Source organism: Alcaligenes sp. DN25, from assembly GCF_023674485.1.
GTDB lineage: Bacteria > Pseudomonadota > Gammaproteobacteria > Burkholderiales > Burkholderiaceae_B > Alcaligenes > Alcaligenes phenolicus.
In genome coordinates, this window is the sequence record NZ_CP098408.1 from 2,034,670 (window position 1) to 2,045,880 (window position 11,211).

Annotated in this window: 10 protein-coding genes; 9 read left to right on the plus strand and 1 reads right to left on the minus strand. The window is 55.7% G+C overall.

The window, feature by feature from the left end; genetic code table 11:
• Window positions 1–51 precede the first annotated feature (51 nt).
• The 5 genes from pheS to NBV64_RS09545 all read left to right on the plus strand — a co-directional run bounded on the left by pheS (window position 52) and on the right by NBV64_RS09545 (window position 5,253).
• Window positions 52–1,074, plus strand: coding sequence for a phenylalanine--tRNA ligase subunit alpha (gene pheS, locus NBV64_RS09525; protein ID WP_009454388.1), 1,023 nt, complete (start codon window positions 52–54; stop codon window positions 1,072–1,074).
• Window positions 1,075–1,151: 77 nt separating this feature from the next.
• Entirely contained in the window at window positions 1,152–3,557 is a 2,406-nt protein-coding gene (pheT, locus tag NBV64_RS09530; RefSeq protein ID WP_250757202.1) for a phenylalanine--tRNA ligase subunit beta, read from the plus strand.
• Window positions 3,558–3,566: 9 nt separating this feature from the next.
• Complete coding sequence (locus tag NBV64_RS09535; RefSeq protein WP_009454385.1) at window positions 3,567–3,890, plus strand: integration host factor subunit alpha; 324 nt, start codon at window positions 3,567–3,569, stop codon at window positions 3,888–3,890.
• 77 nt (window positions 3,891–3,967) lie between these two features.
• On the plus strand, window positions 3,968–4,372 hold the full coding sequence (locus NBV64_RS09540) for a MerR family transcriptional regulator (RefSeq protein ID WP_021446644.1): 405 nt from the start codon (window positions 3,968–3,970) through the stop codon (window positions 4,370–4,372).
• 68 nt (window positions 4,373–4,440) lie between these two features.
• Window positions 4,441–5,253 (plus strand): ferritin-like domain-containing protein, encoded by an 813-nt coding sequence (locus NBV64_RS09545; RefSeq protein ID WP_021446643.1) that lies wholly within the window; start codon window positions 4,441–4,443, stop codon window positions 5,251–5,253.
• Here NBV64_RS09545 and NBV64_RS09550 read toward each other — a convergent pair.
• Window positions 5,228–6,940 (minus strand): anti-sigma factor domain-containing protein, encoded by a 1,713-nt coding sequence (locus tag NBV64_RS09550; RefSeq protein ID WP_009454379.1) that lies wholly within the window; start codon window positions 6,938–6,940, stop codon window positions 5,228–5,230. The genes NBV64_RS09545 and NBV64_RS09550 overlap by 26 nt on opposite strands.
• 69 nt (window positions 6,941–7,009) lie before the next feature.
• Here NBV64_RS09550 and NBV64_RS09555 point away from each other — a divergent pair, with 69 nt between their 5' ends.
• From NBV64_RS09555 to sufB, 4 genes are all read left to right on the plus strand, one after another.
• Window positions 7,010–7,252: a hypothetical protein gene (locus NBV64_RS09555; protein ID WP_128831580.1), complete on the plus strand. Its 243-nt coding sequence runs from the start codon at window positions 7,010–7,012 to the stop codon at window positions 7,250–7,252.
• Window positions 7,253–7,424: 172 nt separating this feature from the next.
• Window positions 7,425–9,206, plus strand: a complete 1,782-nt coding sequence (locus NBV64_RS09560) for an ABCB family ABC transporter ATP-binding protein/permease (protein ID WP_250757229.1) — start codon at window positions 7,425–7,427, stop codon at window positions 9,204–9,206.
• A 60-nt stretch (window positions 9,207–9,266) separates the two neighbouring features.
• Window positions 9,267–9,761, plus strand: a complete 495-nt coding sequence (locus tag NBV64_RS09565; protein WP_003800349.1) for an SUF system Fe-S cluster assembly regulator — start codon at window positions 9,267–9,269, stop codon at window positions 9,759–9,761.
• Window positions 9,758–11,206 (plus strand): Fe-S cluster assembly protein SufB, encoded by a 1,449-nt coding sequence (sufB, locus tag NBV64_RS09570; RefSeq protein ID WP_009454374.1) that lies wholly within the window; start codon window positions 9,758–9,760, stop codon window positions 11,204–11,206. Before NBV64_RS09565 ends, sufB begins: the two co-directional genes overlap by 4 nt.
• The last annotated feature ends 5 nt before the right edge of the window (window positions 11,207–11,211 follow it).

Sequence of the window (11,211 nt, forward strand, 5' to 3'; positions counted from 1 at the left end):
TTCACAAACGGGGCCTTTGGGGCTCCGTTTGTTTTTGGAAAGTAACACGCCATGACTTCCTCCCACGACGATCTGATTGCCCAGGCTCGGGCCTTATTTGAGCAGTCTCAGGACGCCGCTTCGCTGGAAAACGCTAAAGCTCGATTTTTGGGCAAACAAGGTGCCATCACTGCCTTGATGAAAGGCCTTGCCCAGATGGAGCCGGAGCAGAAAAAAGCAGCCGGTGCCAGCATCAACGTGCTCAAGCGCGAAATTGAAGATCTGCTGAACGATCGTCGTGCTGCCCTGGCGGCAGAACAATTGAACCAGCGACTGGCTCAAGAACAAATTGATGTGACTTTGCCCGGCCGTGGTCGTGGCACCGGTGGTATCCACCCGGTGATCCAGACCTGGCAGCGTGTTGAAGCCATTTTCCGCTCTATCGGTTTCGATGTGGCTGACGGCCCTGAAATCGAAAATGACTGGACAAATTTTACCGCTCTGAATAATCCAGAGAATCACCCCGCTCGTTCGATGCAAGACACGTTCTATATCGATATGAACGACGAGCAGGGTTTGCCCTATTTGCTGCGTACGCACACCAGTCCCATGCAGGTGCGTTATGCACGCATGAATAAGGCCCCTATCAAGGTTATTGCTCCCGGCCGCACCTATCGTGTCGATAGTGATGCCACCCACTCGCCCATGTTCCACCAGGTGGAAGGGCTGTGGATTGCCGAGGATATTTCCTTTGCCGATCTGAAAGGCGTTTACACGAACTTTCTGCGCGCCTTCTTTGAAAGCGACGATCTGGTCGTGCGCTTTCGACCTTCTTTCTTCCCCTTTACCGAGCCATCCGCCGAGATTGACATGATGTTCTCCTCCGGCCCCAACAAGGGCCGTTGGCTGGAGATCTCCGGCTCCGGGCAGGTTCACCCGCAAGTGGTGCGCAATTTCGGTTTGGACCCAGAGCGTTACATCGGTTTCGCCTTTGGTTCCGGACTGGAGCGCCTGACTATGTTGCGCTATGGTGTTAACGATTTGCGCCAGTTTTTTGAAGGCGATCTGCGCTTTCTGAAGCAGTTCAATCGTTGATTCCTACTTCGCGCCGCTGGGCCTTTTAGGCCCGGTCGGTTCCGGTATACGCCGTTTTACGTCTCCATCTTTGCATCATGTTATTTTCCGAATCGTGGCTGCGCCGCTTTGTGAATCCCAAACTGGGAACTGAAGAACTGGGTCATCAACTGACGATGGCTGGCCTGGAGGTTGAAGAAATTCAAGCCGCCGCGCCAGCGTTCGAGAATGTTGTCGTCGGCTTTATTGCCGAGATTGCCCCTCATCCCGACGCTGACCGCCTGCGCGTATGCCAGGTCGATGACGGCTCGGGCAAGCTGCTGCAGATTGTGTGCGGTGCACCCAATGCGGCTCAAGGCATCAAGATCCCGGTCGCACGTGTGGGTGCAGAGCTGCCCGGTGGCATGAAAATCGGCCCGGTCAAAATGCGTGGCGTGGAGTCCGCCGGCATGTTGTGCTCGGGTCGCGAACTGGGTCTGTCGCAAGATCACGATGGTTTGCTGGTACTGGATGCTGATGCGCCCGTGGGCCAGAGCCTGCGCGAACTGCTGGATCTGGACGACCAGATCATCGAATTGAAATTGACGCCTAACCGTGCGGACTGCCTGTCCGTGCTGGGCGTGGCACGCGAAGTAGCCGCCCTGACTGGCGAGCCACTGACACTGCCAGACTTCACTCCTGTTCCTGTCACGATTGAGGATCGTGTTTCCGTTACCGTGAAAGACGCTGATTTGTGCGGCCGTTTTGCCGGGCGTGTGATTCGTGGCGTCAATGCGCGTGCCAAAACCCCGGACTGGATGAAAACTCGTCTGGAGCGCAGTGGCCAGCGTTCAATCTCCGCATTGGTGGACATCTCCAATTACGTCATGCTGGAACTGGGCCGTCCTACGCACGTGTTCGATTTGCAGCACGTACAGGCTGGTCTGGAAGTGCGTTGGGCACGTAAAGGCGAGACGCTGGAGCTGCTGAGCGGTTTGAATGTCGAGCTGGATACCGATGTGGGTGTGATTGCGGTTAACGATGTGCCGCAAAGCATGGCCGGTATCATGGGCGGCGAACAAAGCGCTGTCACACTGGATACGACGGATGTGTATCTGGAAGGCGCTTTCTGGTGGCCAGAAGCCATCATGGGCCGTGCCCGTCGCTACAAGTTTTCTTCCGACGCCAGCCACCGTTTCGAGCGTGGCGTGGACTTCGACTCCATTACCCAGCATTTGGAACGCACCACAGCGCTGATCCTGGAAATCTGCGGCGGCCAAGCGGGACCTATGGATGACCAGGTTGTGGCCTTGCCCGAGCGCAAGCCCGTTGCCATGCGCCTGGAGCGTTGCCGCCGTGTTCTGGGTATTCCTCTGGATCAAAAGCAGGTGGAGAGCATCTTCACCTTGTTGGGCCTGGACTTCTCGGTGGCTGACGAAGTCTTTACGGTCAATCCTCCCAGCTTCCGTTTTGATTTGACGATTGAAGAAGACCTGATCGAGGAAGTTGCCCGTATCTACGGTTTTGAAAATATTCCTGATCTGCCTCCGGTCGCTGCTGCACAAATGCGTGTGCCAGTCGAGTCCTTGCGTGGTCCGCACGCCTTGCGCGCTATATTGGCCGCCCAGGACTACCAGGAAGTGATCAACTTCTCCTTTGTGCAAGAGTCTTGGGAAAAAGATATTAACGGACAGGCTGACCCTATCCGTTTGTTGAACCCCATTGCCAGCCAGTTGGCGGTGATGCGTACCAGCCTGATTCCTGGTCTGCTGGCCAATATTGAACGCAACGCCAACCGCCGTCAGTCGCGCGTGCGTGTGTTCGAGTTTGGCCGCGTCTTCATGCGCGATGCCTCTCAAGAAAATGGTCCGTTGACCGTGGCCGGTATCCATCAGCCCAACCGCATTGCGGCCGCAGCCTGGGGCCCTGTTGTGACCGAGCAGTGGGGACAGCCCGATCGTCTTGTCGACTTCTTTGACGTCAAGCGCGATCTGGAAACTTTGCTGGGTCAACGTGCTGCTCAAGTCCGTTTCGAGCCTGAAGCTCACCCGGCCTTGCACCCAGGCCGTAGCGCCAGTGTGAAACTGGATGGTAAAACCATAGGCTGGATCGGTGAAATCCATCCTCAGTGGTTGAGCGAATTTGGTTTGAATCAAGCGCCGGTCGTCTTTGAGGTGGACGTTGATGCCATCTCTCACGACGAAGTGGTACACGCTCAGGAAGTATCCAAGCAACCCGTTGTGCAACGAGATCTAGCGGTTTGGCTGGATAAGGACGTATCCTATCAAGCTGTGCTGGATACACTGAACCAGGTGCGCAGCACGGCACCGCAAGCGGCTATCGTCAAAGATATTCAGTTGTTTGACGTCTGGCGCGACAAGAACGATGCATCGGAAAAGAGTCTGGCGATTCGATTCTGGCTGCAAGACAGCGCAAGCACGCTGGACGATGAACGCGTCGAGCAATGCCTGGATGCATTGTTGGCGGCACTGGTGTCTGCGCATGGCGCACGGGCACGAGCATAAGGAGACACAATGAACGTAGAGCGTACTCTGACCAAGGCGGATCTGGCCGAACTCTTGTTTGAACGTGTTGGCTTGAATAAACGCGAAGCCAAAGATATTGTGGATACTTTCTTTGCCGAGATCCGCGACTCCCTGGCTGACGGTGTCGAGGTCAAGTTGTCCGGTTTTGGTAATTTCCAGGTTCGGGACAAACCCCCGCGTCCTGGTCGCAACCCCAAAACGGGCGAGGTCATCCCGATTTCGGCGCGACGCGTGGTGACATTCCACGCCAGTCAGAAGCTCAAAAGTGTAGTCGAAGGGGCGCCAGTGGCGCCCGAGGATGACCAGGACTGAGCCCTGGTACGTTTGCGTACAGTTTTGCCTGACTGAACGTGTAAAATCACTCCTATTGTCGATGAGCATCAGTGGCTATGAGCACAAACGAAAAGACGGCGACCTTGCCACCTATCCCTGCCAAGCGGTATTTCACCATCGGTGAAGTCAGCGAGCTTTGCTTGGTCAAGCCCCACGTCCTGCGTTATTGGGAGCAGGAGTTTACGCAGTTAAAGCCCGTCAAGCGACGCGGTAACCGACGTTATTACCAGCACCATGAGGTGCTGCTGATACGCCGGATTCGCGGTTTGCTGTACGACGAAGGCTTTACGATCAGTGGTGCGCGCAATCGTCTGGGCGATGGTCCGGATATGCCTTTTGACCAGGAAGCCGCTGTGCGTCTGACCGGTCAGGAGATGCAGGCCTTGCGCACCAACTTGGGTCAGATCCAGGCAATGCTGGATCAAGCCTTGGCAATCACGGATCCTGGCTCGGCTCAGTAATCCGGGGTTGCTAAGCAGGAACGAAGGTCGGCCTTGGTGCCGGCCTTTTTTCATGGAAGGGATTAGCAGTGAACTTACGTAGTCAGGCTCTAAAGGCTTTGTTAGTACAAGAGCCGGCTGCCAAGCTGGCAGCAGTACGAGCAATTGCCCATGGCTTGCCCGTAGGGGCAGATGAGCATTTGGAAGAGCCGCCCGGCGTACCGGGACGGCCCGAGGGTTTGCGTTTTGTGAGCCCTCAGCATGTGCCCAAGCGGTCCGTGCGTACGATCCAGGGGCGAGCAGCCTTATTGCATTCCTTGGCGCATATTGAGTTCAATGCCATCAATCTGGCCTTGGATGTCTTGTGGCGTTATCCCGGTTTGCCCGACGCATTCTATGCGGGCTGGTTACAGGTGGCGGTGGAGGAGGCTTTGCATTTTGAGCTGCTGAGCGATCATCTTCAAACGATGGGTGTCCGCTATGGGGATTTGCCTGTCCATGACGGCTTGTGGGAGATGGCAGAGCGAACACGCTTTGATCTGCTGGCGCGTATGGCTTTGGTGCCGCGTACTCTGGAAGCACGGGGGCTGGATGCCTGCCCCCTGGTGCATAAGAAGTTGCTGGATGCTGGCGATGAAAAAGCCGCCGCGATTATTGCCATCATTTTGCGCGATGAGGTCGGGCATGTAGCGTTGGGAAATTACTGGTATCGCAAAGTCTGCCGGGAACAAGGCTTGCCTGATTTTGCTACGTATGGCGAGTTGGCGCAGCGCTATCGCGCACCGCGTTTGCGCGGCCCCTTTAATCGTGAAGCCCGCCTGGAGGCGGGCTTCACTGTCGAGGAAATCGACGAGCTGGAACGGCTGGATGCCGCTTTTAAGAGCGGGTTGCCGACGAGCTAGCTTCCGTGTTGGGCTTGGGCAGGTTATCCAGCTGCCCAAAGCTTACGATGCGGCCAATATACAGAACGGGGCCTTCCGGTGCACCACTATTGGAACCGCCTTCGGTTTCCAGTGTCATCTCAAAAATCTGCTCATCTTCTACGGTGCCAATCAAGGCCGCAGGAACGGTGATGGGGCGATTGGGATCAATCAAACCCAATGAACGAATTTGTGTGCCGCGTGGGGTGTGTGTCCATAGCTGCACCGACTGTGTTGCTTTGACTTCAGTGCTGACCTTGGGCACCAGCAGGACATTGCCTTGTGGGTCTACTGTTGCAATCCAGGCCGGAGTAGAGGATTGGCCAGGGGCCTGCAGGATAGCCGCCTGACGTGGCTTCATCTCAATAACATTGACAGGCGGTTCCGAGTTCATGTTCATGAGCAGGGCAATCACCAGGCCCAGAATCACGACCGCAGCCAAGCCGCCCCACAAAACAGGCATGGGCATGGCAAAGCCACGGGACTTGCGTTCGCCATCAACAGGTTCGGGTTTGCGTTTTTTCTCTAAGGTGACTGACTCAGGCTCGCTTTTGATGGGCTTTTTCTTGTCGGCGACCTTGGCTGGTGCTGTGGGCGCTGCTTCGGCTGTGACAGCAGCTGCTTTGGTGGCTGGGTCGGACTCTGCACGCAGCAAGGTGGGGAAGGGCGGTGTGTGATCGTCAGCCTTGTCGTTCGAGCTGTTGGCGGACCAGCGAGGTTCAGTGCGAGTGGCAGCTTCCGCTTTAGTGCTTTGGTCTGCCGAAATACTGATCTTGATACTAGGTTCCTGGCGCACTGCTTTGATAGCTGGAGCGCTTGTGCTGGCGTTGCCAGTGCTTTCCGATTTGGGAGCTTCAGCAGCCGGACTGCTTGTGCTCCCAGCCTGACGACGTGCGGCAGGTGGAGGCAAGCCCAGGGTATGGTGAATGTGAGCCAGACTAGTGGGGGCAGGCACTGTTGGGGTCAGGCAGTCCACTAGCTCCAGCCACGCTTGCTCCCAAGCCAATGCCAGACGCGCTGCCTGATCATTTTGCTGCATCAGGGTGTGGGCTTGGGCCAATTCATGCTGGCTGAGCAGCCCCAAGGTATATTCGCCAATCATCACTGCATGGCGTGGATCGTTGGCGTTGCCCTCATTAATCAGGGGAGTGAGCTGTTGCAAGCCATGCTGGACCACAGCACGCAATTGTGCGGGGGAGCGGTTCAGCTGAGGGCCCAACTGTTCGTAACTATTGCCGTGCAGATAGGCATGGATCATGGCGCGTTGGCTGGTGCCATCCAGCTTGCCCATGGCAGGGATGAAACGCTGTCCGGCTTGCGGCTTGATGGCAGGCAGGGCGTAATTGTTATCGCCGCTTTGCGCGCGTTGACGCAGGCGAGCCAGTAGCCTGAACCGCAGAATGCTGTAAATCCAGGCGCGCCCTTCGCCTAAATCGGGGTCATAGCCGGCAGCGTTTTTCCATAACAAAACAAAGCTATCGCGCAGAACCTCTTCGGCATCAATGCGGCGGCCCAACACGGCCTGGCCCAAAGCCAGCATCAAGGGGGCTTCCTGGTCGTACAGCACATCCAGCGCCTGGCTGTCCTGTGCGGCTAACTGGTCCAGGGAAGAAGAATACGAAAAAGAAGAAGACGGCATGGATGGATTTTGCACGGTAAAGGGATTCATGAGCCAGATGTCTGGTATCGGGCGCTATTTTTACTGTGTCTGCGCCAGTTTCAGACAAGCAGGTATTGTATGCCTTTCGTTGAAGGCTTGAAGGTAACAAAGTGCTGGATTGCCAGCATTTTCTTTGCAGTGACAAGCCTTGAATTTCCCGATTTTCAGCACTGGATGCTTGCTGGTCAGGTCCCTTATTCGTGTGACTGTGGTTTGCAGGTCAATAATCAGCCAAACAAGCATGCCGTCGGCAGGGTCTTGGCAAGGATAAGCAGTTCAAAAGGCTATACTTATTCGTTATGTGCTACCTGGCAGTTTTGATAATTACCCAGGCGTAGAACCTCATTTCTGTATTCGCATCAAGGACATGGCAGGGCCTGCCTGCCAGTGGAAAGCGTAGTCTGCTTGTCCTGCCTTGATTTCAGCGTTGTGCTGCAACTTATTTTTAAGCTGTCCGCGGTTTTTCGGCTTTGTGCTGTTGAACACGGACCTATTGCGTGTGCCTCCTCGTCCTGAAGTGCTTGATGGTGTCTCCGGTGGTCTGAGCACCCTGAAATCCTTATTTCCTTACGTTTGGCGATTCAAGACTCGCGTGGTCTTGGCTTTGTCCTGTTTGCTGCTGGCAAAAGTCGCCACCGTGATGATGCCGATCTACCTGAAGCAGGTAATCGATGCGTTGAGCCTGCCCGCTACGGCTTTGATGCTGCCGGTGGCCGCCTTGTTGGGATATGGCGCCGTACGTCTGGCCTCCAGCGCTTTTGGTGAAATACGGGATGCCCTGTTTGCGCGAGTCACGCAAGGGTCGGTGCGGCTGATTGCGAACCACGTCTTTCGGCACCTGCTGGATCTGTCCTTGCGCTTTCATACTGAACGCCAGACAGGTGGCTTGAGCCGGGATATTGAACGGGGCACCAAAGGCGTTAGCTTTCTGCTGAATTTCCTGGTCTTCAATATTTTGCCAACCTTGCTGGAAATAGCTCTGGTCTGTGGCATTTTGCTCTGGCGATACGACTGGGCCTTCGCGGCGGTGACCTTGGGGACGATTGCGGCCTATATTGTGTTCACCTTGCTGGTGACTGAGCGGCGCATGCGTTATCGGCGAGCCATGAACGACTTGGACAGTCGTGCCAACTCTCGCGCGATTGATGCCTTGCTCAATTACGAGACAGTCAAATACTTCGGTAACGAGGATTACGAGATCAATCGCTACGATCAGAATATGGGCCAGTGGGTCCAGGCTGCCGTGCGTAATCAGGTATCGCTGAACCTGCTCAATATTGGTCAGGCTTCGATTATCAGTGTTGGGGTGACGGCCTTGCTGTTCATGTCGGCGCAAGGTGTGCTGGCCGGAACCATGACGGTGGGTGACGTTGTGCTGGTGTCTGCCTTCCTGACTCAGCTTTATGCGCCTTTGAACTTTCTGGGTTTTGTTTACCGCGAAATCAAGAATTCACTGGCTGATATGGAGCGCCTGTTCTCCTTGCTGCGTCGCAAGCAAGAGGTGAAAGATGCGCCGGATGCCCAGGTCTTGTCCTGTGACCAGGCGGGTGTGCGTTTCGAGAACGTCAACTTTGCCTATGACAGCCGTCGCAAAGTCATTCAAAACCTGAGTTTCGAGATTCCCGCCGGCAAGACGGTAGCGGTGGTAGGGTCTTCGGGCGCAGGTAAATCCACCTTGTCGCGTCTTTTGTTCCGTTTCTACGATGTGACGGAAGGTCGCATCCTGTTCAACAATCGCGAGCTGCGCGAATGGACGCAAGAGAGCTTGCGCCGTCATATCGGTATCGTTCCCCAGGACACGGTCCTGTTCAACGATACGATTTTGCACAATATTGCGTATGGCCGTCCTGAGGCCAGTAAAGAGCAGATCGTGGCAGCAGCACGGGCCGCCAGTATCCACGACTTCATCGAAAGCCTGCCCGATGGTTACGAGACCATCGTGGGTGAACGCGGCTTGAAGTTGTCCGGGGGCGAAAAGCAGCGCGTGGCTATTGCCCGTACCTTGCTGAAGAACCCACCGGTGCTGATTCTGGACGAAGCTACCAGTGCGCTGGACACACGTACGGAACGGGCGATTCAGGCGGAGTTGAACGAGATTGCCCGCGACCGCACCACCTTGATCATTGCTCACCGTCTATCCACGATTACGGACGCGGATTTGATTCTGGTTCTGGAGCGCGGACAGATCGTGGAGCAGGGCACGCACAGCGAGCTTTTAGCCCTGGATGGCGCCTATGCCCGGATGTGGAATATCCAGCAAAGTCTGGAGGGATAATTTGACCATATAGTACCAAAGCGGTACTATATGGCTCTACGACCTGTTCAGAGAGAAGGAATGCTGCGAATCAGTAAAATCATTGATTACGGCACTTTGGTGCTGACACACATGGCTGGCGATCCAGACCGTGTGTTCAGTGCGTCTGACTTGGCCGCCATCCTGGGTTTGGGCCAACCGACTGTCAGCAAGGTGCTTAAACTGCTGGGCCAGCACGAGCTGGTCATCAGCAGCAGAGGCGCACGCGGAGGGTATGTGTTGGGCCGCCCCGCCAAACAGATAAGTGTAGCGCAGATTATTGATGCACTGGAAGATCAGCCCTTTGGCTTGACTGAATGTGTAGCTACTCCTGGAGCCTGTTCCGTGGAGTCAGATTGCCATATACGCAGTAATTGGCAGCGTATCAACGATATTGTCCGACGCACCTTGGAAGAGGTCAGTGTTGCAGACATGATACGCGTGCCCGTTAACGAATTTCCCCTGACACACAAGCCGGGTCCCGAATTGAAAAACAGAAACAAGGCGAACACCTCCAACGTGGAGTTAACCGAATGAGTACCGTCAACGAACATCTGGACACCTTCCTCGATCGTGATTACGAGGCAGGCTTTGTCACCGACATCGAGTCTGAAACCATACCGAAAGGTCTGAACGAAGACGTCATCCGTTTCCTGTCCGCGAAAAAACGCGAACCGGAGTTCATGCTGGAATGGCGCCTGGCTGCTTACCGCCAGTGGCTGACCATGAAGTATCCCAAGTGGTCGATTGTGGAATATCCACCTATCGACTTCCAGGACATCAGCTACTACTCCGCGCCCAAGAGCAAGGCCGACGGCCCCAAGAGCCTGGACGAGGTGGATCCTGAATTGCTGCGCACCTATGAAAAACTGGGTGTGCCCTTGCACGAGCGCGCGCGTCTGGCCGGTGTGGCAGTTGACGCCGTGTTTGACTCAGTCTCGGTGGCCACCACCTTCCGCAAAGAGCTGGAAGAAGTGGGCGTGATCTTCTGTTCCTTTTCCGAGGCTGTGCGTGAATATCCGGAACTGGTGAAAAAGTATCTGGGTACGGTTGTCCCTCCTAGCGACAACTTCTACGCCGCCTTGAACTCGGCCGTATTCTCCGATGGCTCCTTTGTGTTCATCCCCAAAGGCGTACGCTGCCCGATGGAGCTGTCCACCTACTTCCGTATCAATGCTCGCGACACCGGCCAGTTCGAGCGCACCTTGATCATTGCGGAAGAGGGCGCTTCGGTCAGCTATCTGGAAGGCTGTACGGCGCCGATGCGCGATGAAAACCAATTGCACGCAGCGGTCGTGGAACTGGTCGCCTTGGACGACGCCAAGATCAAGTACTCCACCGTGCAAAACTGGTACCCCGGCGATAAAGACGGCGTAGGCGGTATTTACAACTTCGTCACCAAGCGTGGCGAATGCCGTGGCGCACGTTCGCACATCTCCTGGACGCAGGTTGAAACTGGCTCGGCCATCACCTGGAAATACCCCAGCGTGGTGCTGCGCGGCGATGATTCCCAAGGCGAGTTCTACTCGGTCGCCCTGAGCAACCACCGCCAGCAAGCCGATACCGGCACCAAAATGATTCATATGGGTCGCAATACCCGCAGCACGATTATCTCCAAGGGGATTTCGGCTGGCCAAGGTATCAATACCTATCGCGGTCTGGTTCGTATTACCCCCAAGGCAGAAAACGCCCGCAATTACACCCAGTGTGATTCGCTGCTGATCGGCAAGCGCTGCGCTGCACACACCTTCCCAACTATGGAAGTGCAGAACCCCAGCGCCAGTGTGGAACACGAAGCAACCGCTTCGCGCATTGGCGAGGACCAGCTCTTTTATGCCATGCAGCGCGGCCTGACTGCCGAAGATGCCGTCTCCATGATCGTGAACGGCTTTTGTAAAGAAGTGATTAAAGAATTGCCCATGGAGTTTGCGGTCGAAGCACAGAATTTGCTCGGCGTCAGCTTGGAAGGCAGTGTAGGTTAAGGAGA